The organism is Vibrio sp. NH-7 (assembly GCF_053643215.1).
The window spans coordinates 582,163-606,294 of record NZ_CM132188.1; the positions used below are offsets into that span (position 1 = coordinate 582,163).

Here is a 24,132-nt window from a genome sequence, read left to right on the forward strand (position 1 = left end):
CTCAAAAGTGACTTTTTGAGACAAAAGTGACTCAAATGAACTATTGGGCTGGGTTAAAAATGGCACTTTTAACCGATCTATCAGTGGCGAAATTGATAGAATTACAGTTAGTGAAATAACAAGATGCGTCAGCAGTGACCCAATTGCTCAAAAAAGAAATTAATGGTGTTTTCTCCAGTTTTTGAATTGACGCACATTTCGAAGGGATTTTGTGAAGTGAGATTGATTAGAAAGTTAACCGCGTGGCGCCATTCTATCCTTGCCGCATGGCTGACATTGAGCTCATCGGCTGCGATCAGTCAGGAGCAATTGGTGATACTGACCACCTTCTCCAGCGAGCCGATTGCCGAGCTGATGTTCGAGTACAAACAGCAAAACCCTAAGGTGGACATCAAACTGATCCACCGTCGAACTCAATCTGCAATTCAACTGTTGAACAAAAGCTATATTCAAGATGTCGATGTGGTACTCAGCTCATCGCCGTTTTTGATGGAAGAGCTTTACAAGCGTAATCAGCTGGCCAAGGTTGCCTACGGGAATGAAATGCCCCAGTGGTTGGTGCCGTTTGTGTTACCCAAGCGCAATAAAGTGGTGAGCGTTGGCTACTCCGGTGCTGGATTGGTTTGGAACAAAGACTACTTAATGGCGAATAACCTCAAAGCGCCAACACGGTTTCAAGATCTTGCTCGGTTTGATTATTTTGGCCACATCACCATGAGTACTCCAAGCCGCTCGGGTACGACACAAATGATGATCGAGAGCATTCTTGCCAAACATGGTTGGGGCAAAGGCTGGGCGATCATTTTGAACGTAGGGGCAAATTTAGGCACGATCTCTTCGCGCAGTTTTGGTGTGGCTGATTATGTGGCGAAAGGGCAGTTTGGTATTGGCCCAACGATTGACAGTTACGCGCTGGTGCTCCCCAAACAGTTCCAGTATGTGGAGTTTGCCTACGACTCTGACTTTACACTGATGCCGACTTACATCGGAATCCTGAAAAAATCGGGCGATAATGCCGCGACCGATCGTTTTATTCGCTTGCTGCTATCGCAAGATGTCCAAAAAAGTATGGTGGACACCAATTTTGCCAAGCACTCGATCAATGATGATTCGCTGTTCAGTAATAAGAACCCCGCACTCAACTTGGCTAAGCTGATGCAGCGTGAGAAGTTGGTCAACATCATCTTTGATGAAGCGATCACAAAGCGTCTCCCTGAGCTGCAAGATATTTGGCACAGCCTGGCGCAGTTAGAACAAGACCAAGGAGCTGATGTTGAAAAACTCACACAGTTGAGAGAGTTACAACAGCAGTTGTTTACCATCCCTGTCAGCGAGCAAGAAATTGAACAGCTTGGTGACTCTATTGTTTCTCGAGTTGAGTTTGACGGCCAATCCAATGGGTTAGAACAAGCGATCCTTGCCGAGTTTAGCTACCGTTTTGGACTAAAGTTCGAAGCCAACCTCAACCAAGTTGCTCGCGAGCTGCGCACATTTCAAGTTGAGTCTCCATTATGAATAAGTGGAGTACCATTGGCGCAAAACTGATCATCGCTTTTACGGGATCAACCATTCTGTTAACGGTGGTCAGCGCGGTCGCGTGGCTTACTTGGAACCGTCTAGACGATCAAGTGAGTGAACTGCTTGAAAACAGTGTGCCCAAATACAACACCAGTTACTTACTAGAAAGCCGAAGCAGTGAGATTCGTCATCGCGTTCAGTTGCTCTCTAGACTCACTAATAAGGTTGAGCTAAATCGCCAAATTGAAGAGCTTTCTGAACAGCTAGAGGGTATCAATCTTGCGCTGCATCACCAAGAAACCGGAGCTCTGACAGACAAAGAAACGACCACCTTGGCTGAGCGCTATCTTGTACTGGGCGAAACACTCAGCCAATACAGCGCGCTTGTCTTGCAACGCGTTGAGCAAAGCCGACGGGTCAACAAACTGGAAGAGCAGATTCATTGGCTCCACCAAGATGTGCGCTCTGAGTTAACCCCGATTCGACAAGAGCTGCATTGGCTTATCAAGCGAGATGAGAGTGATACCGAGCGAACAACCGCACTGGAGCAATTGCGCACCATTCAGCATCTACTAGATGTAGAGTCGAATGTGTTTGCGATGACCAGCGAAGTGATTCAAGCGCAGCAACTGGGGCAAGTGCATAATGCAGCGAAAGTGATTCAGTACAAAATGGATGAGCTTCTGAGCAGCAGTGAGCCGATCTTTGAGTTGCCTTCGTCCATCGCCTACCAGCAATTGATCCAAGAGTTGTCCACCTTGTTGGCGCCTGAAGGGGTGTTTTACCATCAATTGCTCGACAACGTGGCGCTGAACCAGCGGATTGATGTGCTTAAAGCAAACATCGATCAGCAACTTGACGATATCCACCAACAAATCGGTGGCGTGGTTCGCTTGGCAGACGACAGTTTCCTCAACGTGAAAGCACAAACCGCGAGTTTAGTCTCGTACGGTAACCATATATTGATCGTCTGTTTTAGTGTTTCAATCTTGATGTCACTGTTTTTGACCTATTACTTTATCAATCGTCGCATTGTGGCTCGCTTAACGGCACTGAGTTCGAGCATTGATGCGATCACGAAGGGCGATCTCAGCCATCCGATACAAGTGGATGGAGCGGATGAGATTGGTCGTTTGAGTGAAAAACTGATTGAGTACGGCGAGAGCGTTAAAGAGATACAGCGAACCAATGCAATCAGTTTGATCAACAATACTTCGGCAAGCCTACTGACATGTGACTTGGCAGGCTACGTGGAATCAGCGAACTTAAGTGCACGTCGCTTGTTAGCCGTGCAAGGGGATGTAGAGAAAAAACTGATCTGGGATTCATTTGAAAACAGCAGCCAAAGGGCGTTGGCAAAAGTGTTTCGACGTGGCGGTGCTCTGTTTAATCAAGGGCACGATGAGATTGTACTGTCGGTGTCTGATCAAAAAGCCTGCTATCTCCATTTTGATTTTCATCTTTTCTCCCATGGTCAGCTCAACAAAGTGATTGTCACTATTACAGACATCACCGAGCAAGAGCTCAATACGCGTGAGTTAGAAAAACGCGTGGCAGAAAAAACCTCGGACTTAATTGAAAAAAACCAGCGTTTGTCCGAAGAAATTGTCGAGCGTGAACGCACTGAGCAGAACTTAAAACAGACTCAAGGTGAGCTGATTCAAGCGGCGAAAATGGCGGTGGTAGGGCAAACCATGACCAGTATGGCTCATGAGTTGAATCAACCCTTGAATGCCATGTCGACCTACCTCTACAGCGCCAAGCTTTCAGCGCAATCGGGTGACGAGAAGGCACTGAATCAAACGCTTGAACACATTGAAGGTTTGGCTATGCGAATGGGCAAAATCATTTCCAGTTTGCGCAACTTTGCCAAGAAATCTGATGGTGAACAGCAGGCCAAAGAACAAAATCTAAAAGAGATTGCGGAACAAGCAATCACCATAGTCAACCCCAAAGCCAAACGTCAGATGGTTGAGATAGACAATCAACTGGATGACGAACTGCGCGTCCATGGCAATGCGTTGGCGATTGAGCAAGTGTTGATCAATTTGCTGGTCAACAGTTGTGATGCGATTGCAGAGCACAATGGCCCGTTACGTCAGATTCGAGTAGAGAGTCTCTACAGCACCCGCTCACATCATGCGATTGGTGTGTTCGATAGTGGTCAAGGGTTTGATAGTCATATCGTCGATAAACTGTTTACACCGTTTACCACAACAAAAGAAGTCGGCCTTGGTTTAGGTCTGAACATCAGCCAATCTTTAATGGAAAAGTACGCTGGCAATATAGTTTTAGCCTCTGGTTTGGACAAAGGCGCTCTTGTGATATTGGAATTACCTCATGCAAACTCTTAATTACTCTGTTCTTCTTGTGGATGACGATCAGGATGTTTTAGATTCCTATAAACATTTGATGGATATTGCAGGTTTAACGGCAAAAGCACTCCTTGACCCGACTGAGGCAACTGGGTATCTGAAACGAGACTGGCCCGGTGTGGTATTGCTGGATATGTATATGCCGCAAATGCACGGCATGGAGTTACTGGAAAAGATCAAACAGATTGATGCTCGCATTCCGGTGATCGTGATTACAGGGCATGGTGATATTCCAATGGCAGTGGATGCCGTCAGAAAAGGGGCGTGCGAGTTTATTGAGAAACCGATTAACCCAGCGGAACTGCTTGAGATGCTGAAATCTCACCTTGACCTGCGCCGCGCCTTTGTTGAGCAGAAGAAACAAATGGTGGCAACGATTGACAAGTCCTTGGTGGGTAAATCCGCTCAACTGGAGCAAATTCGTCATCTCCTTTCTCAGTACTTATTGCTTGAAAACCATGTTGTCATTTGGGGTGAGTCAGGAAGCGGGCGACACTTAGCGGCGAATTTGCTGCATACCATGTCTTCACAACCAAACAGATGCGAGGCGATACACGCTGACCCCAGTTTATCAGAGTCGCAATTGAGCGCGATGCTCGCAAGAGTGACAGCAGGCACCTTGTTGCTTGATGGCGCAGAGCAACTCTCTGAGCCCTGCCAACGAATGCTGGCGCAGCATTTGATCGCCAATGAGAGGGAAGGTAAGGCGTTTAGAGCGATTGCGATATTTGGCAAAGATCCAGAACAGCTCATTGCTGAGCAAAGCCTCATCCCCGAGCTCTATTACGTTTTGAATCAGGGAGTCATAGAGATGCCACCGCTGCGCCAAAGACCCGATGATGTCGTGGTGTTGTTCCATCACTTTTTGAAACAGAGCTGTCTCAAGCTCGGTAAAGTCATCCCAAAAGTCGAACCTAACTACCTTTCTGTGTTACGCGGTCACTTATGGCCGGGCAACGTTCGAGAGCTAAGAAATGTGGCTGAGTTGTTTGCAGTAGGTATCGTTAAGTTGACGGGAAAAGACAAAATTTACACCCAAGCTGAAACCATGTTGCCACTGGACGAACTGGTCGATGATTTTGAAAAGGGCGTGATAGAAGATGCGTTATTTCTTCACTCAGGGCGAGTTAGCGACGCTGCTGACTATTTGAAAGTGCCGCGTAAAAAACTCTATTTACGCATGAAAAAGCACGATATTGATAAAGAATCGTTTAAAAGTGCAAAGTAGCGAGAATAGAAAATTACGTCAATAACTGGTTAAGAGTGATGAATATTCGTTGAGGACAGCACTACTCTATCGCGTGATTTGACGCTAAGGCTAAAAAGGAATCACCGATCAACTGATTGCTTATCTTACTTAAGATACTGTACGATATGCCAAAATTAATAATAAATAGAAAAATAAGTGAAGTCGGGAATACACCTTTTATTGCTCAGCCTCTGTGTGTTTTGCATAGATGCAGTGGCTGCTTCTGCTCGGGAGCGGCAAAACTATGACGTTGCTATTACCGCCGATGATTTTGTCGCCAAGCAGCTTTTTGGCGCATTAAGTGAAGAGTTTGGTCTCCAGTTTACCTATCGTCACTTTGATACCTTCGGCGAAGTGCTCGATTCGGTCAGATCGGGAGAGAGTGATTTTGCACCGAACACAACTTACACCAAAGAGCGGGCGGCATACCTGCATTTGCCCGCTCCAACCAACATTGAGTACACCTACCTATTTTATAAAGACAACATCTATTTTAAGAACGTCAAACGCGTAGCTGCGCCAATACGAACCATATTTGTAGACCTTGTGAAGCGTCATTACCCCAGTATCGCAATCTATGAATACTCAACGCTAGAAGAGGCGCAAAAGCTACTCAACGGTGGCGAAGTTGATGCCATTGTTGCCGGTATCAATTACCTGAAAGCGTTTAACAGTGCCGGTTTTCAAGCGGAAGTTATAAACAACAAAATCGGGGCGCCTCCTGTCACCATTGCGGTGGCGAAAGATAGCGACGTGACACTAGTTGAACAGTTTGTCCGTTACGCACAGACAGAATCGGTCCAACGTTTGCTCCATGACTCGATCCTCAATCACCAAAAGCAGATCCGACTCAATGCGATCAAAAATAACCTTATTCGCTATGGCTTTGACCAAACAAAACCACTCTCAATTAAACTGGAGCCTGTGTATCCCTACGTGATTTATCAAACCAGCGGGGCAATCAAAGGGGTGACTTACACGATTTTGCAGCAAACGTGTCAAATGCTCGAGCTCAATTGTAAGGTAACGAGTCGGTCTGATGAGTCTTGGCAAAGCATGTACTCTGATTTCAAAGCGCAGAACATTGATGTAATCGCGCCGATACATGTTTCCCAGTCACGTGAATCGTATACGCACTTTGCTAAGCCACACTATCGAGCAATGACCATTTTGGTGAAACGTTCCGGCTACAAAGATGGTATCTATCGCTATGTATCCGAACTTATCACCGAGCGCATTGGGGTGGTGAAAGCAGACTATGCGGTCAAAAAACTGCAAGCCGCATTACCTCAAAAGCAGTTTTACTTTGTCGATAATCAGCAAGCCCTGATCGATGCTTTGGTTACGGGTGAAGTGGATTATATTGTAGTTGATCGCGCTGCTTTGAATCGAGTTCTGCGAAAGGATAGGTTGTTGAATATTGAGGAGGATTCAAGCCTAGGTGTTTTCTTTGAGTCCAACATCGCATTTGGTTTTAATCGAACGGAGGAAGGGAAACTCTTGGCAGAAGCCTTCACGCAAGTGCAAGACATCATTGATATTCAATCTATTGCCAACATGTACAACATTCAGCCCGCTTGGCGTAATTTGTACAGCGCCGAGCAAAAATTCAATATCCAAGTTAGGGTGTTGTTCGTGATGTTTGTCTTGTTTGCCACCGGCGCTTTGCTTTATCTCAATCACCAATCAACCACCGATCAACTTACTGGATTGAAGAATCGAAGAGCGTTAGATCGATACCTTGCTAAATCAACGGTGGAAAATGGGACGGTTCTCTATCTCGATATCAATCGTTTCAAACAGTTTAATGACACGTACGGGCACCATTTCGGTGATGAAGTATTGCGAGCGGTTGCCAAGCAGATTAAACGCCTGACGAAGGAAAACGCCTATCGCGTCGGTGGTGACGAGTTTATTGTCATCAGCCGGCTCGGTTTGAGTGGAGTAGAGAGGCTTAAATCTCAATTGTCGACAGTCTGTGTAAAGAGATCCAACGGCGAGGAGGTTGAGGTCACCGTCGCTATTGGTGTTGCTCGAGACATTAAATCCCATTCAGGCTTACGTCAGCTACTCAAAAAAGCCGACACTGCCATGTACAGCGACAAATCATCCTACTATCAAACGGACTGATGCTCACTGACGCAAAAACAAAACACCCCACATGATTGTGGGGTGTTGGTATTAGTACCAGTCATCCTCCGGGAAGAACTTTCCCTCTGGAGCATACGGGTCTTCATCAAATGGGTGTTCCGCTTTGGTGCGTAAGTTATCCAATTGATGTTCTAGCATTTTGACTGTGTCGTAGTCTCCTTCCGAACACGCCACATAGATCTGCTGTTCCAAAATCTTAATGCTATCTTGAATTCCCATAATACCTCCCATGAGCAGCGGCACTGCTTGTTAGTTGGTTTTACCTATTTTCAAAACGATTATAGTCTAGCAATCCAAATTCGATCGGTTGATTTTGCTGATACCAGCGATGAACGCGGTCGCTAAAGGGCCAGAATTCATCAGAGCTGCGTCTAACAGCGAATCTATCCAATAACTTAACGTAGTCTTCTTCACTCTCAATGTTACTAAGCAAAGTTACAAATTGTGGAATGTCGGACTCCTCGAGAGATAAATACGCGGCTGGGTAACTGCCGATCACTCCTCTCACTAGAGTAAGGCTATCGTTTTTCGGATCGCGATTGCTTTCCTCATCAAACAGGCTAGATATATTGGTATGCGCGTTGTCATGAAGTAGGGTGAAGAGCTGGTCGTCTCCCTGCTTAGAGCGGATCATCACCATGCTAATTTGCGGCACATAGAGTAGACCTTCGCCCTTAATGTGATTGATGCTTCTTAATCGCTGTTCATTGGCGATAGAGAAGCCAGTTTGCTCTATGTCATAGCGATTGCTGAGGACAGGCGCAAGCTGGGTGCGGAGGATATCGTAGAGCTCTGCTTTCGGGTTATCGGTTTGGTAAGCGACTTGGGTCGGTTGATCAAATGGCGCAACATTACGCTGTAAGAAGTCGCTCAGTTGCGGGCTTTGATCTTTGTACCAACTCGATTGTTCTTGATGGCGTACATCTCTTGGCAGCAACGCCACGAAATTACTTTCACCCTCTAGGCGCAAAAAGTCCATAAACATGCGCGTCATAAGTTGATGACCAAAGTTACCGTATACGTCGAAACCAGCAACCAATAAGTAGTGAATACGTTCAATCAACGCATAATCGAGCACCCAAGCTGTTTTAGGCGGCGTGCCAACCAAACCTTGCACCACCGAGGCGCTGTCAAAGTGTCGGAACACCGTTAATGCGGCGTTCGGATTGGTGCCATTTCCGGTCCAAATGACATCGGTGGTCAGGTGCTTACCATCTTTAAACCACTCATTAACAAACTCCGATTTTGCCTTTAAATAACGGGCTTGTTGGCGTGAATAGGAGACCCAACTGGTGATCGGTAGGGTATTACTCTCTAGCTCTGCCGGTAGCTTAAGGTTGTCAGCCTGAGAGCGATAGAATTCGTTGACTTCCGGTATGTCGGACTTGTCTGGGTCGAGGAAAAACACCCAAAAACGGTCATTGATAACGTTGAGCGCCAGTTGTCCACGGCAAACCGGACCTTTAATAAAGGCGTTGATGGTGTTCTGCGCATTATCAAGCATGAACTTAAATCGCGCTTTAACTGGCAAGTCAATAAATGCCGTCATTGGGTTAGCGGCAACCTCTGGCTCGTAGCCTGGTAGTTGAGCAACTGAGTAGTCAGCGTCGATAAACCATGTTTTCCAGTTGTGCATCCGCTCTTTGTTAAGCGCAAACGGCATATGCGTTTTGTCAACAATTGTGCCTTGTTCTGGTATTAGGCGGTAGTAGACGCGCTCTACGTTAGGATCGTCATACGGTCGGCGGGTCGCAATGCGCTCTACAGGTTCACCAGGTGGCGTTTTAGAGCGCACCAGCGTAAAGAATCTTGGCTCTGGCTCATTTAGATCAGAAAAGTAAAGGTGCGACAGAAACAGATGCTCATAAATGTAACGTGCGGCAAGTTGAACTTTGCGTGAGCTCTTATTCAATAACACTTCGTATTCGTCGACAAGGCCTTGCTGCGCTTGTGTCAGGGGCAGTGGCGTGTTCATGATGGCGCCGTCTTGAAGCCAATTGATCAGTGTTGAGTATTCGTGTTTGGTCAGGTTTGGCATTCCGTAGGGCATCCCCCACGTCGGGTAGTCATTTTGATACTGCTGATATTCTTCAATGGTTGGGCACACTTGGTCGCGATCGACGGAAAAATCAAAACCAGTCAGTTGAGTCTCGTTTGGTAGTGGGTGGGCTTCTTTTTGCATCAACATCTTTGCAACCAAGCCCGCTTCTAGATTGGCGGTTGGCGTTTGCATGCGTTCATTGAGCACTGGGTGGAATCCCATGGTTCGCCACTCTTGTGTTGATTGCGCATCCTCAAACAGTCGACTCGGTTTTGCCGCTGTTAAGCGCGTACCTTGATAGACTAATTCTTTGCTCGCGCCACGGTCGATGCCTTCGACAGAAGACATTTTGAGTTGGCAGGGGGCATCATAGCAGGCGTGGCAAACGACGCAGCGTTTATCAATAATCGGTTTAACTTCGTCAAGAAAGAACACGCCTTCATGAGTTTGTGTGTCGACGCGGCGCTCAACCACTTCGGCTTCGCCAAACAGTTGGTCGAAATTTAGCCCTGCGTAGGTCGCGCACCCTGCGAACAGAGTGACGGCAGCCATTACAAAAAATGTCCGTAAATTCATGCTTATAAGTGCTCAAGTCTGATGGAGGCTAAATTGCAGCAGAAAGTCGACATAGAATCAAATAAAACTCCGAGTTTGATGGGATGGGATACTAGGGTCTGTTGATCTTTCGAGCTGATTTTTGCAGCAGTTTGTGGGAAATTTCTATTTCTTTACAAGCAAGACCAGACAGAGGCTTTGAAGTGTAGCTAGCCTACATGAAAAGCCGATAACGCAGTAGAAATGAACCACAAACGCTGCCCGAAGGGTTCGGCTGCGCGCCCCGGGCTAAAATCGTTTTATGCTTTGTTAAGGGGTATTTACTTAGAATGACTAGGCTACACACCCCTTGCCGCGCCTAAACCGATTTTGACTAGGCGTCCCCATCCGAACAAAATTTAACCGCAAAAGGTCAACAGACCCTAATAAGTACGATGTATGATTAATGTTAGATTAACTTTTCACCTTATGAGGTCGCTCCTCTTGCTCGCCAACTTGGGTTAGTTATGCTGTGACAAAACAACCCGTTGGCGAAAATAAAATGATTAAACGCGGAAAATGGCTTCCTTATCTCTTTGCTCTACTGCTCATGGTGACTTTTTGGCTAGCAAAGCTGATAAGCGACAAGAAAGAACAAGCGGTAGAGCGCCAAGAGCAAAAAGTTGCCCCGATTTTGGAGAATATCATTGCGACCTCTAATGGGCCTTATCAATGGCCACTGGAGGAAACTGGCGTGCTCCAAGATTTCGCAGAATTTGGTCAGGCGTCGTTGTTTCCCAATCTCTATCACTCAGCGGTGGATTACTTTGCCGCTCCCGGTACGAAAGTGTATGCAATATCTGATGGAACGGTCTATTTCTCGGACCATGAGGCGGCGTATGGCGGCGTGATTATCATCGAACATACTCCCAAAGGAGCTTACTCTTTGTATGGTCACGTGTCAGCGAGACGATGGTTGATTGAAAAGGGAGCCTCTGTGACCAAAGGGCAGCTTATTGGATATATTGCAGAAACGGATGAAGGTTATGGTATTGGTATCGTGCCACACTTGCACTTCTCGATACGGCTCGGATCACCGTCTGACTACCCAACAAGTGGGCGTAGCAATTGGATGACAGGTTACACAACCGAACACCCGACATTTCACCAGTTTGTTGACCCGAACAAGTTTATCGCCCAATCGAGGTTGTATTTCAGAAATCTGCCTCAAGGCCAAGATGCAACGAACTAACCTCATTTATTGATTGACGTAACAGACCGAAAATGGGACGTCGAGTCGTTCAAATTCTTTAAACCATCGCCACTGGTTGTCTTGCAGCTTGTCACCAGGTCCTTTTACTTCAATCCACTCAAAGGTCCCGTCTTTAAAGGCGATAAGGTCTGGCATACCACTGCGGAAAAGTTTTAGATCGCTCAACATGACGTTGAACAACTCAGCGAGCATGTTAGTTGGAATGTGGGTCAATGCCATGGTTAACAGCGCCTCATCGAACAGACCCCAATGGACAAATGGGTTACTGATGCCAAATTTGGCTCGATAAGTGTCAAACAGCGATTGCGTATCCCCACTTCGAATTTTCTCTAGTGCGTCATTGATTGCTTGCTGCCTCTTGCTAGTAAAATCTGAATGGTACAAGTCGAGTGGACGGTGCTGATAGGCGTTGATAAATGCCCCTTCAATTGGCGCGAAGATCGCCTCCCAAAACGTCAATCCAAACAAGCTGTTTAACAATATGTTCTCGCTGTAGAAAACCGTCCAGCCTAGGTTTTCAAAATAGGCTTTGGACGCCAGTTCAACACGTTGTTGGGATAGATCCAGTTCAACTCGATACTCACTGCACGTTGGTTTGCTTGCGCGTGGGACTTTAAAACCTTGTTTACGCATAACACGTTGTTTTAGCTTTTCTGCGATTTCAAGCTCGGCAATATCGATAGGGGAGGTGAGCATTTCTGTGACAATGTCACTAAATAGGTCGTTCTGTTCCAGCTTGTCGTAGATGCGTGCGCGGCGTTCTCTGCTTGGTGTCAGTTTAGTCTGCTCAAACAGGGTAAGAGCCGTCTCAAATTCGTTTATCCGTTCGTAATCACGGGCGATATCGTTGATCATGTGCTCGCGTTTACGGTCGACGTATCGGTGTTCAACAGGAGTGGGCATAGCTCCGATTAAGGTGTCGAGATTGGTTTTGTTTTTTCTGTCACACTGCCAATAAAGGTTCGACAGTTGGCTTAGTTCGATAAGGCGATCGATTTGTTCTCTGCTTTCGAAAAAACGTCGAGCTTTACTTAGCTGATATTGCTCAAATTTATGCAAGCCCAAATCATCAAGCACAAACTGACTTAAGTCCTGATGGGTATTGGCAAAAAAGAGAGTGAGCAAGAGATCAATCATGTGGGCGGAGTTAAGCTTGATCACGGTAAACTCAAGCGCCTCAAATTGGTCAAAATTCTCTTCGCCTAGGCACGCAACTAATGCGTCTTTCTTGAGGGATTTCGGATACTCAGGATAAAGCGCTAGGATCTCTGGTTTGGTCAGTAGGTTTACAGCTAATTCTTGCGTTGTGAGCTCAGGGGAGAGCGAGACAAAATCATGAGCGGCCAATTCATCCAAAGCCGACTGGATAGTGTCGATTTCTGGATAGTTGAGTTTGTCGCTACGAAACCAATGCCCTTTGCGGCTATAAAGACGAACAAGCAGGCATTGAGCCCCTTTGCTAATCGCGTCGAACGTCGCAAGCCATTGATGTTCATCTTGGCTAAGTAAATCGCTGTACCACAGGGTGGCGTGATGAGTGAGTTTGAAAAAGTTATCCAGGTAGTAATCTGGGGCGAGCTCGACCGTGTTTTCCATAACCAATAGACAATAAAAAAGGCTTAACCCTTAGGTTAAGCCTTTCTCATCGTAATTCAATCGATTATGCGTTTTTCAGCTGCGCGACTTTCGCTTCAGTCAGTGGCTTGGTAATGAATGCAAGCACAATACAAACCGCCATCATCGCTGCTGAGATAGTGTAAGCAAGACCGTAGCCGTCACCATTAGTCATTGAGAAACCAACCACAGCAGCACCGATTGCACCACCGATACCCCATGCTGTGTATAGCACACCGTAGTTAGTGCCGTAGTTCTTCAGACCATAGAATTCAGCCGTTAGAGTAGGGAACACTGCTAGAAGCGTGCCGTAACCAACCGCTGCAATTGCAGTACCGATGATCAGCGTAAATTCAGATTTGAACGTTGCAAACAGAACCATGTTGATGCCCTGTAGAACGAACGCTAGAAGAAGTGTACGAACGCCACCGATCTTGTCTGCAAGCATACCCGCTGCTACACGACCGCCTGAGTTAAATACCGCAAGGATAGACGCTAGGTAAACCGCGTTTGGCAGGTTCGCTTGAACGCTTGCAATCGTTGTGATGTTACCGATGATCATAAGACCAACAGAAGCGGCGAACGCGTACATGATCCATAGAGAGTAGAACTGAGGCGTTTTCAGCATTGCTTTCCAAGTTAGGTCGTCAGACTTCTTCACAACCTTAGGTGCTTGGCCTTCTTTGACTTTAGGTTCTGCTGGCGTGTAATCCGCTGGTGGGTTGTTAATTGTCGCTGCTAGAGGAACCGCGATAGCAAGAATACCCACACCAAGCACTAGGAAGCTTGTTTGGATGCCCATGCTGTCGATCAGCGCAGAAGTCACAGGCGCTAGGTAGATAGCAGCAAGACCAAAACCTGCAGCGATGATGCCGTTAACCATACCTTTCTTAGATGCGTGGAACCACTTCATTGCTGAAGGAGAAAGACACGCATAACCAAAACCGATACCTGCACCCGTGATCACACCAAACGTGATGTTTAGCATCAGTGGAGAGTTAACAAAGCCCGATGCGATCATGCCTAGACCTGTTAGAACAGTACCTAGGATAAGAATCAAACGTGGACCCATACGGTCTTGAAGAATACCTGCAACAAGAAGACAGATAGAGAAAGTGATAGTTGCAGTCGCGTAAGGCGCCGATGCTTCAGCAGCCGTCCAGCCTGATTCAGTCACTAGTGCTTTGTTGAATACACTCCAAGCATACAGGATGCCAAGACAAAGGTTGATACAGAAACCTGCTAGCAGGATGCGCATAGCTTTATCAATCTTGCTCATTTTTATTCTCGGTTGTCCTCTGGGGAGAGGAGGGGTTAACAGTCGATTAATTCAAATTAAGTTTGCGTTTATCAACATAAAGCGCAATGGGCGCGAATTATAACCAAATAAAATGTGATTGGAATCTCTTTTTCAACTTAATCGTATATTTTTCAAATATTGTTGATTTTTTGTAGCGAAAACGATTTCTATTGATAGATTTGATGAGTAGAAAGCGGTGATAATAACCGATGATTGGATGTTTCTTGTCCAATCAGAAGAAGCGCGCGAAATAAAAAAGCGCAGACCAAATGGCCTGCGCTTTTGATGTAAATAGAGTGATTTATGGCTTAGCCAATGAGTGCTGGAATTCCAGGCAATTGACCAACAATCGCCAGTGAGCCGACACAAATAACGAACGCCAATCCAGGGATCAGGTATTTATCTTTCGCTGACAGCTCTTTTGCACGTTCATGGTCGCCAATTAGACCCATGTTATCGAGCAGCATGGTGGTTGCCCAGCCAAATACAGGGTTCACGAAAGCACACGCAAAGATACAAATACCCGCGCTGAGAGAGTCTTTGTGTTTATGAATCATCTGCATGCCCGCCTCAAGAAGAGGTAAGAATACACCAACGATCAAGGCAACGCGCAGAACCGGTTCCCACATCGCTAGATCCATTGGGTAACCAATGACAGCTGCGGCGATACACATAATACCTGTGAGTAGCGCGCCACCCGGAATCGGACGTTTTGCGATAGCCGCTGGAATCATGTACGTACCCCAAGAAGAGGCTAGGTTACCACCACCAAGGAACGAACCAATACCTTGGCGAATCGAAGCCACCATCATAGTGTCATCAACGTCCATTAGAACGCCTTTGGCTTCTTTCGGATAGTTCAGCTCTTGGAATACACGGTGACCAAGATAGTCTGGCGACCACATCGCGACTGCAAGCAACGCAAATGGAGTTACCGCGATAAAGTGTTCTAGATTTGGCCAGCCAAGTTGCCAACCTGTGTCTTCACCCCACCAGTAGAAAGGGCTGAAGTGCGGTAGACCCGGCTCTGTAGTAAAGGCGAACTCTGCCCCTAGAACATAAGCAACAATACCAGCAATCAATGAACATAAGGGAATCGCCAACCAACGCTTGTTGATTTTCGCAAGGTAGGCGTAAACGGCTAGGGTGACACCAATGACTGCAAACGAGATGTAGCCTTGATCGGTACTGGCTGCCCACGCTTCAGTTTTATTGATCTGGCCAATCAGGCCAACCGCCCCAAGGTAGATAAGCAAACCGCCCCGAACGCCAACACCTGTCAGCGTCATCAGCTTTGATCCCCCTTTGGTATAGGCGAGGATAAAACCGAACATACAGACCATGATACCTAAAGCGAGCGGGTGTCCACCGGCTGCGGCAATTAAGGGGATTAACGGAATCATCGGGCCATGAGTGCCCGCCAAGTTTGAGTTAGGGTTTAAAATTGCAGAGAAAAGGATAACGAACAGCGCACCTGCGATCAGCAGTTCATAGCGAACGTTTTCTGCGACAAACTCTGGAGATAAGCCAAATTGTGCAGCAAATACCGCAACCATGGCGGTCACCATCACCACCTTACCAATGGTTGCCGCCAGTGCTGGAACTAAGTCTTCAAGCTCGACACTGTAATCGCGTGACGGTAAATGAATACCCCAGCGGCGGAAGTTCATGATTTTTAGATCATGGTTGAGAAACTCTTCGCGGCTCTCAAACTCATGCGCTTTCTTGCGCATATCCCTATAAAAGGTTTTACTTTTGTTAGACATTTCGTCTTCCTTTGTAATGAGACGAAGTTGAACCATGTCAATGAGTGCTCCACTTGCACTTGGTATACTGACCTTCGATCAGTACGAGACGACATCCCAGACGCTACCAAGAGCCTTATCTTATTGAAAAGGCGGGACTAACATAGGTTCACTTCGTTGGTGAAGACAAGACAACTCTTGGGCATCTTGTCAAAAATCACTTCGAAACATTGGCCTCATACTAAGAAAGGGGTATGACGTGATTATTGATTTCGATTAAATAATGCTTCGGTGTCATTGGTACGATGATTACTTCGTAATAAAAATGCTACGCACCACACATTTTTGACTAATTTATCAATATGCAAGAAAGTGGCTAATACTGCATGAAAATTTCAGAACACGCCGATCGCACAGAGCACCTGTATGGGATACGAGCGGAAGACATCCACCGTTGGATTGACGGTTTTTTCGATTACAGTGGTCAAGGCCACAACGAGACGATGGCGAAAAAAGTCGATTTCGATCCTTATTCCCATCGTCGTTTTCGTCATTGCAAAGAAGCACTAGCCGAAGCGATCCAAGAGTTCGGTGATAAGTACACCAGCCAACAGATCAAAGATGTGCTCGAAACTCATATACGTGACGATTACCACGGCTATCTACCGACCCGAGCGGATTTTGAAAACGGCTCTTTCACCGCGAAATACCACGACACTAGCCACCATGCTCAACTTGGCGACGTGCTTGATGAATCGGAACTGGCTGACTATTTCAGCGGCTTAAGCGCAGTGCAAAGTGAGCAAGACTCCCCTTTAAGCCGTTTTGGTTTGAGAATTGTGCTGCCAACCATCAGTGCCATCATCCTGTTTGTCACCGCCATCATTTATCTCATTCTGCCTTTAGTGGAAGCGTCAATGGTGGGACAAAAGCAGCAGATGCTCAAAGAGCTCACCTCCACTGCGGTGAGTGTTGTTGACCGCTACGTCGAAATGGAAAAACGCGGTGAAATCAGCTTAGAAGAGGCGCAACGTAAAGCAGCGCTAGACATAAAAGCGATGCGCTACGGTCCGGAAAACAAGGATTACTTTTTCATTACTGACATGCATCCAAGAATGATCATGCACCCGTACCGCAGTGACTTGACCAACCAAGATTTAACCCATTACTACGAAAGCGAAAAAAGCTCGGATTTTCCTATTTTTGTCGAGTTGGTAAAGCTGGTCGAAAGCTCTCATGAAGGGTATTTGGAATACCTCTGGCAGTGGAAAGATGACGCCACGATCACTGCTCCGAAAATGACCTACGTTGAAGGGGTTGAAGAGTGGCAGTGGGTCGTTGGAACTGGGGTTTACCTAGAAGATGTACAACAGGAAATTGATCATCTCGAGAGCACGCTGTATCGCGTTTTCGTTGCGATTACCCTCGGCTTAGCTCTTATCATGTTCTACGTCATCGCCCAGTCGAAAGCGATGGAAAAACGCAAAATGCGCGCCGAAGTTGCCTTGCATGAAGCGAAAAACCGTTATAAAGCTTTGGTCGAATCATCGAATGAGGGCTACATTTTGGAGGCCGATGGCAAAATTGTCTTTTCCAATACTCGGCTGCACCAACTGCTTGGCTACACCGACACCGAGCTAAAATCACAAACGATCTGGCAGCAGCTGTTTTCGACAGCGGAACAAAACTCCCAGGTTCTTGAACATCTCCTTAAGCTATTTAGCTATGAAGCTGAGCCCAACGAGTTTGAAGCGCAAATCGTGACCAAAAGTGGCCGTGAAATTGACATTATCCTTAGTACTTCACGCATTTTCCTTTCCGAAAAGCTCGGTCACGTGATTTCATTTCGTCCGATTGTGCGCAAAGTCTATGGCGCAAGTTTCCACTCGATGACGGCCAGCTCTGACTATCGCAAGACCAGTAGCAGTATCGTGGCGGATATTGAGCAAGGAGAAAGTCATAGCCATGTGGTTGAATCGCTTAACCGATTAACCGACCTGATTCGTGAAATGATTGCTGCTGGGACGCGACCTGATCATCTAAGACGGTTAATAGGGCAAACCTATGACGCGGCAATCTGCCGTTTTATTGAGTTGACCATTGAAGAGATTGGTGAGCCACCCGTGCCTTTCTCGTTTTTGTCTTTTGGGAGTAATGCCCGCCATGACATGACGTTGTTCTCCGATCAAGATAACGCCATCGTCTTTGAAACGCCCGATGACCAAGACCTCAAGGCAACGCGCCGCTACTTCCTGCACCTGGCAGAAAAGGTGTGCGCGATGTTGAACCAAGCGGGCTATCGCTATTGTGATGGCTTGATCATGGCGTCTAATCATCAATGGTGTTTGAGTGAAAAGGAGTGGCAAGCCAACTTCTCTCGCTGGATTGAGCAAGCAACACCTGAGGGCATTTTGGAGCTCAACGTGTTTTTCGATATACGCTCTACATTTGGAGAGTTCGCTCTGGCGGATAAGATTCAGAGCCATATCCAGCATCTACTTAAGCAGAACCCCGAGTTTCTCAATGTGTATGCGCAAAACTGTATGAACCATGCGATCCCTCTAGATAGCGATGGCCAATTGATGACGGAAAAGAGTGAAGGGCGAGCGATGATCAATCTAAAAGATTGCTTGAGACCGATGGAAATCTTCTGCCGTCTCTATGCGCTCAAACACGACATTCGTGAATGCAACACCATTGAACGGTTGAAAGGGTTGTTTGCCGCGCAGGAAATAGATGCCAGAACGTACCGAGAGATGGTTTACATCTTTGATCACATCTGGCATCTGCGTTTTATGAATCAGGTGATTGAGTACAGTGACTTAAGACACATCAACGACAACCTGACGGTGAGCGACTTGACGGTGCTAGAGCAACAAAACCTCGTTAATGTGCTCAATCGAAGCATGATGTTTCATCAAAAAGTACTTCAAGACTTTTCCCTTTAGTCACGTTACATGATGGAGTAATTGGGGCCGCCACCCTCTGGCGGCTCCCACGTAATATTCTGGGACGGATCTTTGATGTCGCAGGTTTTGCAGTGCAAACAGTTACTCGCGTTAATTTGAAGCTGACTTTGCCCCTCCACCTCAATAATTTCATACACCCCAGCTGGGCAGTAGCGTTGGCTAGGCTCATCAAACATGGGCAGATGCAGTTTGATCGGAATGAGCTGGTCGCCAATGTGCAGATGGCAAGGCTGATTCTCTTCGTGAAAGGTGGATGATAGGTACACCGAAGAGGTCTTATCAAAGCTGATGATGCCATCTGGCGCGGGGTAGTCGATGGGTTGAAACTTGGTTTTGGCTAACAGCTGGGCATGATCTGCGAGTGGGTCGCTTACATTCCATTGGCTTGTTCCACCTGTCATTCGTTGCCAAACTTGCTGTTCGAATAAGGAGAGAGCACCGCCCAATATAGGGCCAAATTTGTGCACCATTCCCGCAAAGTTACGCGATTGGTCAAGTTCTTGGTAAAGCCAAGAGTCACGAAATAAGCTGTGGTAATCGGCTTCGTCTTGATTATTTTGCAGTGCACTGAATATGGCCTCTGCAGCCAACATACCGGACTTCATCGCGCAGTGGCAGCCTTTGATTTTCGCTGGATTGAGTGTACCCGCGTCACACCCAATCAGTAACCCTCCAGGGAATTGTTGTTTGGGTAATGAAAGCAATCCGCCCTTTGCGATCGCACGGGCACCGTATGCGATGCGCTCGGCTCCCTCAAGGTACTGGCAAAATTGCGGATGGTGCTTAAGGCGCTGAAACTCATCAAATGGGCTGAGGTAAGGGTTTTGATAGTTGAGGTCTGTAATTAAGCCAACGGCAACCAAATTATCTTCTAGATGATAGAGAAACCCGCCACCAGTTGTGTCGCTCTCGCTGAGCGGCCAACCAATCGAATGGAGCACAAGACCAGCTTGATAACGCGGGTCGCCATTGGGTAGTTGCCACACTTCTTTAATGCCCAGAGCGTAGTGTTGAGGTTGGCAGTCCTTATCAAGTGAAAAATGAGTCAGGAGCTGCTTTCCAAGGTGACCTCGAGCCCCCTCTGCAAATATGGTTTGCTTGGCGTTAAGTACGACTCCCGGTTGGAACGTGTTTTTGGCTGCGCCTGATTTATCTAACCCCATGTCGGCGGTAATGATTCCTGTCACTTGCCCCTGAGCGTCAAAGCACAGCTCTTTAGCCGGAAAACCAGGAAAGATTTCGACGCCAAGATTCTGAGCGTGATCAGCAAGCCAGCGGCACAATTTGCTCAGACTCATCACTCTGTTCTCTGGGCTATTTTTCATCGCGTCGGGCGTAAGAAATTCTGGAATCGATAGATGATTGTGCTCGGTGGTCAGATAAACCAAGTGCTCTTGCGTGACAGGCGTTGAGAGCGGCGCCTCCATTTGTCGCCAATTGGGTAATAGCTCATCAAGTGCGGTGGTTTCAAATACTGCGCCGGAAAGGATGTGCGCGCCAATTTCGGGAGCCTTCTCGACAACGCAGATGGAAAGCGGATGCTCGTGTTCTTGAGACAATTGAGCCAGCCGACAAGCCGCTGATAACCCCGCAGGGCCTGCGCCTACGATGACTACATCAAAGTCCATACTCTCTCTTTCCATCGCATTTCACCTTTACTTGGTTTCATGACAACAAGCCGCTTGAAGACCACAAGGGTTACTCGAAAATCGGCAGCTTGGAGTAAATATAGTTACAGTTGACGTAAACGTAAACTTTACTAAGCTTCAAATTAACGCACTTGGCCGGAGGGTATATGAAAGTACTAGTCGCCATAAAACGAGTTATCGACCCCTACACCAAAGTTCGGGTAAAAGCCGATGGAAGCGGTGTTGAAGACACTAATGTAAAAATGACCATCAATCCATTTTGCGAAATTGCCGTCGAAGAAGCGATACGACTCAAAGAAGCTGGACACGCCAGTGAGGTAATTGTGGTGTCGCTGGGGGATGACGTGTGCCAAGAGCAGTTGCGCTCAGCCTTAGCATTGGGCGCAGACAGAGCCATTCATGTTCAGGTTGATAACACATGTCAGCCACTTGGCGTTGCGAAAATACTGAACGCACTGATGAGTAAAGAGCAGCCAGCGTTGGTTTTGCTGGGCAAACAATCTATCGATACTGACAATAATCAAGTCGCACAAATGTTAGCGGCTTTGTCACAGCGTCCACAAGCGACCTTTGCTTCCAAGTTGAATATCGACGGTGATTATGTGGAAGTCGAACGAGAAGTCGATGGAGGATTAGAGCAGCTTAGGCTTACGTTACCCGCGATTGTGAGCACCGATTTGCGCCTAAATGAACCAAGGTATGCGTCACTGCCCAATATCATGAAAGCCAAACGTAAGCCAATGGAGGTACTTAGCCTTGAGGCCTTAGGCATTAGCTATCAACCGACGCAAACCATCGAAGCTGTGATGGCACCACCCGTTAAGCAGGCGGGTGTGATGGTGAGCTCCGTCGAGGAACTGGTCGACAAACTGCGCAACGAAGCCAAAGTGATCGAGTAAGGAGAGCACCATGAGTGAACGAATTTTGGTTGTAGCTGAACATGATGGTCAGTCTATCTCTTCTGGCACGCTCGCGGCCATTGAAGCTGCGCGTCAAGTCGCAAAGCATATCTCAGGTTCTAGCGTGGATGTGCTGTTGCTGGGTGAAAACCACACGTCACTTGGTGAGTCATTAGCGAGCATTGAACAGGTCGATAAAGTTGTGGTTGCGGCTCACCCAGCGCTAGGTACACCACTCGCCGAGTGTTTCGCACCCATTGTTGCCAGAGTGGCGGAGCCTTATTCTCATTTACTGATGCCAGCGAGCTCATTTGGCAAAGATTTGTCACCGCGTGTCGCCGCGCTGCTTGATGTCGGGCAGTTGTCTGATGTGATTGCCATTGAATCGGCTAGAACGGTGATACGCCCCATTTACGCCGGCAATGCGCTGGCCAAAGTGACCTCTCAGGATGACAAAGTGGTGATCACGGTGCGTGAATCGGCGTTTGATAAGGTGTCACTTGGCGTTCAACCAAGCGGTGAAATTGTCTCTGTCGAGCTGAGCCTGCCCGTGATTAACACTGAGCTGGTGGGGCAGCAACGAACAGAGAGTGCTCGACCGGATCTGACGTCTGCCAGTGTGGTTGTGTCCGGCGGTCGAGGCGTTGGCAGCAAAGAAAACTTTGCCCTAGTTGAATCCCTTGCGGATAGCTTACATGCTGCGATTGGCGCATCGAGGGCCGCAGTCGATGCGGGTTACGTGTCCAACGATCTACAAGTGGGTCAAACTGGTAAGATTGTTGCGCCGGATCTCTACATCGCGGTGGGAATCTCAGGGGCGATTCAGCATGTAGCAGGCATGAAGGCATCGAAGGTGGTGGTTGCAATCAACAGTGACCCAGATGCGCCGATTTTCGAGGTGGCGGATTACGGTTTGGTCGGCGATCTATTTGAAATTTTGCCCAAACTCAACAGTTTACTGGCTCACTAACAGAGCGCTTTTCACCGCAAGCCTTGAGCGCGATTTGGAGGTCGCCTCAAGGCTTTTGTACATAAAAACCATAAACGTCATTGATTGACATAAACAGCATTAAGAAAGGTGTCTCATACCCAAGCATGTCGTTATCATCAAAAGTATAAATTGTAACAATAATAATAAAGATGTAAGAAGGAACGACAATGTTTGCCAATAAGTTTACCCTACAAAGCCGCCTTATTTTTGCGGTACTTCTGCCATGTTTAGCACTGATTATCATCGGCATCACTGGTTTCAACAGTATGTCTCGTATTCAGCTCCAATCAGAGAAACTCTTCCTCAACACGTCTGCGCCGATGCGATCCATGGCTGAGGTGGCCTCGCGGATCCCGCGAATGCGTGTGGGTATCGATATGATGCTGCTGCAAGATAGCTCCCTACGTGACAAAAAAGGTGTATTAACTCGCGTGAAGGAAACGCGAGAAGAAGACATCCCCGAAATGCGCCAAGCGATTGAATACGCAGTACAAGCGCAAGCCACTCCCGAGCTTAAGCAAGAGGTGAGCATACTTTTGCGAGAGTTCGAGCGTATGGTCGCAGAGGAGCTTACTCCGATGCTTGCCGTGCTGGAAAACAATGATCTCGAAAGTGCTCGCCAAATCTACAAAGCGAAATATGCGAAAACTTATGGTGTGCTGAAAAATCACGCCAACAAGATTCTTGACACCTTGTTGGTTCAGGCCGAGGCCCAATACGCGCAGAGTGAACAAGATTACAGTGTTGGCCAAACCCAACTGTTCACCATCATCGGGATGGGATTGGTCATTTCATTGATTATTTCCGCTGTTACTGTGTTGAGCCTAAAGCGTCGTGTCGCGTACTTACAAAACTCCATTTCCCATGCTGCGGAAAACATGGCGTTGGATACACGTTTAGAGCTAGACGGTAAAGATGAGCTTTCATCGATAGCGGCCAGTTTTAACGCTTTTGTAAGCCGCGTGCATGAGTCGATCAAAGATGTGGCGATGAACTCTACACAACTGGCGATGACCGCGCGACAAGTCTCTGAACATGCAGGGCTTACGCAAGGGCATTGCACTAACCAGCGCGATAGGACGACGCAAGTCGCGACAGCGATTCATCAGCTTGGGGCGACAGTGAGTGAAATTGCTACCAATGCAGCGCAAGCCGCCGAAGTTGCCAAAGAAGCGACAAGCCAAGCCCAATCAGGTTCCCACGTTGTTGGCAGCGCGGGTGAGCAAATTAGTGAGCTGAAACGAGAGCTAGAGCAGGCGAGCGAAGTGGTGACATCCCTCGCCAACCAAGTTGAAGACATCAGCTCCATTTTGGATACGATTCGCGGAATTTCAGAACAAACGAACTTGCTGGCACTCAATGCTGCGATAGAAGCCGCGCGCGCGGGTGAGCAAGGTCGAGGATTTGCTGTCGTAGCGGATGAAGTACGCAAGTTAGCCAGCTTGTCGGCGGACTCGACTGAGGAAATTCAGGGGGTGATTGACCGCTTGCAGGGTGAGTCCAATCGTGCGGTGAGCGCAATGGTAAATGGTCGAGATCAAAGCTTGCTTGTGGTAACCAGTGCAGCTGAAGCGAACGAATCATTGCATCAGATAGAACAGCATATCACTCATATCAGTGATCAAAATATTCAAGTGGCGACGGCAACCGAAGAGCAATCGAGCGTGGTTGGCGAAATTAATCGCAACGTTGAAGAAATCAATCAGTTTACGGGGGAAACCGCTCAGGTGGCCGAACAATTGAACGCCAGCAGCGAACATCTCATGCAGCTTTCCAAACAACTCGATGGGTTGGTGGGCAACTTCAAAATCTAACCGTTAGCAA

Annotated in this window: 15 protein-coding genes; 9 read left to right on the plus strand and 6 right to left on the minus strand. The window is 47.4% G+C overall.

The annotated features are described in order from the left end of the window. The first annotated feature begins 216 nt into the window (after positions 1–216). From ACUALS_RS16850 to ACUALS_RS16865, 4 genes are all read left to right on the plus strand, one after another. Positions 217–1,515, plus strand: coding sequence for an ABC transporter substrate-binding protein (locus ACUALS_RS16850; RefSeq protein ID WP_454449931.1), 1,299 nt, complete (start codon positions 217–219; stop codon positions 1,513–1,515). Beyond that, complete coding sequence (locus ACUALS_RS16855) at positions 1,512–3,872, plus strand: ATP-binding protein (protein ID WP_454449932.1); 2,361 nt, start codon at positions 1,512–1,514, stop codon at positions 3,870–3,872. The genes ACUALS_RS16850 and ACUALS_RS16855 overlap by 4 nt, the downstream gene beginning before the upstream one ends. Beyond that, positions 3,859–5,121, plus strand: coding sequence for a sigma-54-dependent transcriptional regulator (locus ACUALS_RS16860; RefSeq protein ID WP_454449933.1), 1,263 nt, complete (start codon positions 3,859–3,861; stop codon positions 5,119–5,121). Before ACUALS_RS16855 ends, ACUALS_RS16860 begins: the two co-directional genes overlap by 14 nt. Positions 5,122–5,355: 234 nt before the next feature. Beyond that, positions 5,356–7,272 (plus strand): transporter substrate-binding domain-containing diguanylate cyclase, encoded by a 1,917-nt coding sequence (locus ACUALS_RS16865; RefSeq protein ID WP_454449934.1) that lies wholly within the window; start codon positions 5,356–5,358, stop codon positions 7,270–7,272. 51 nt (positions 7,273–7,323) lie between these two features. On the opposite strand, the gene ACUALS_RS16870 is transcribed toward ACUALS_RS16865, so the two are convergent. Then, positions 7,324–7,512 (minus strand): hypothetical protein, encoded by a 189-nt coding sequence (locus ACUALS_RS16870; protein ID WP_005473708.1) that lies wholly within the window; start codon positions 7,510–7,512, stop codon positions 7,324–7,326. A 40-nt stretch (positions 7,513–7,552) separates the two neighbouring features. Next, positions 7,553–9,910, minus strand: a complete 2,358-nt coding sequence (locus ACUALS_RS16875) for a fatty acid cis/trans isomerase (RefSeq protein WP_454449935.1) — start codon at positions 9,908–9,910, stop codon at positions 7,553–7,555. 520 nt (positions 9,911–10,430) lie between these two features. Here ACUALS_RS16875 and ACUALS_RS16880 point away from each other — a divergent pair. After that, a complete protein-coding gene (locus ACUALS_RS16880; protein WP_454449936.1) occupies positions 10,431–11,120 on the plus strand; it encodes a M23 family metallopeptidase in 690 nt (229 codons plus the stop codon). 6 nt (positions 11,121–11,126) lie between these two features. On the opposite strand, the gene ACUALS_RS16885 is transcribed toward ACUALS_RS16880, so the two are convergent. From ACUALS_RS16885 to ACUALS_RS16895, 3 genes are all read right to left on the minus strand, one after another. Continuing rightward, entirely contained in the window at positions 11,127–12,737 is a 1,611-nt protein-coding gene (locus tag ACUALS_RS16885; RefSeq protein WP_454449937.1) for a VRR-NUC domain-containing protein, read from the minus strand. Between the two features lie 64 nt (positions 12,738–12,801). After that, the gene (locus ACUALS_RS16890) at positions 12,802–14,034 is read right to left on the minus strand and encodes an L-lactate MFS transporter (protein WP_039624628.1); all 1,233 of its coding nucleotides are present in this window, start codon (positions 14,032–14,034) and stop codon (positions 12,802–12,804) included. 329 nt (positions 14,035–14,363) lie between these two features. Then, positions 14,364–15,821, minus strand: a complete 1,458-nt coding sequence (locus ACUALS_RS16895; protein WP_038136561.1) for a DUF3360 family protein — start codon at positions 15,819–15,821, stop codon at positions 14,364–14,366. A 365-nt stretch (positions 15,822–16,186) separates the two neighbouring features. Between ACUALS_RS16895 and ACUALS_RS16900 the strand changes: the two genes are divergently transcribed. Further along, positions 16,187–18,748: a DUF294 nucleotidyltransferase-like domain-containing protein gene (locus tag ACUALS_RS16900; RefSeq protein WP_454449938.1), complete on the plus strand. Its 2,562-nt coding sequence runs from the start codon at positions 16,187–16,189 to the stop codon at positions 18,746–18,748. 5 nt (positions 18,749–18,753) lie between these two features. Here the strand turns inward: ACUALS_RS16900 and ACUALS_RS16905 are convergent, their stop codons facing one another. Then, on the minus strand, positions 18,754–20,412 hold the full coding sequence (locus ACUALS_RS16905; protein WP_454449939.1) for an electron transfer flavoprotein-ubiquinone oxidoreductase: 1,659 nt from the start codon (positions 20,410–20,412) through the stop codon (positions 18,754–18,756). Between the two features lie 152 nt (positions 20,413–20,564). On the opposite strand from ACUALS_RS16905, the gene ACUALS_RS16910 reads away from it, so the two are divergent. The 3 genes from ACUALS_RS16910 (at position 20,565) to ACUALS_RS16920 (ending at position 24,122) form a co-directional block, all read left to right on the plus strand. Continuing rightward, positions 20,565–21,317: an electron transfer flavoprotein subunit beta/FixA family protein gene (locus tag ACUALS_RS16910; protein ID WP_454449940.1), complete on the plus strand. Its 753-nt coding sequence runs from the start codon at positions 20,565–20,567 to the stop codon at positions 21,315–21,317. 10 nt (positions 21,318–21,327) lie between these two features. Further along, positions 21,328–22,287 carry an electron transfer flavoprotein subunit alpha/FixB family protein gene (locus ACUALS_RS16915; protein ID WP_454449941.1) on the plus strand — a complete coding sequence of 320 codons (960 nt, stop codon included), beginning with the start codon at positions 21,328–21,330 and terminating at the stop codon, positions 22,285–22,287. Between the two features lie 188 nt (positions 22,288–22,475). Next, positions 22,476–24,122, plus strand: a complete 1,647-nt coding sequence (locus tag ACUALS_RS16920; protein WP_454449942.1) for a methyl-accepting chemotaxis protein — start codon at positions 22,476–22,478, stop codon at positions 24,120–24,122. Positions 24,123–24,132 lie beyond the last annotated feature (10 nt).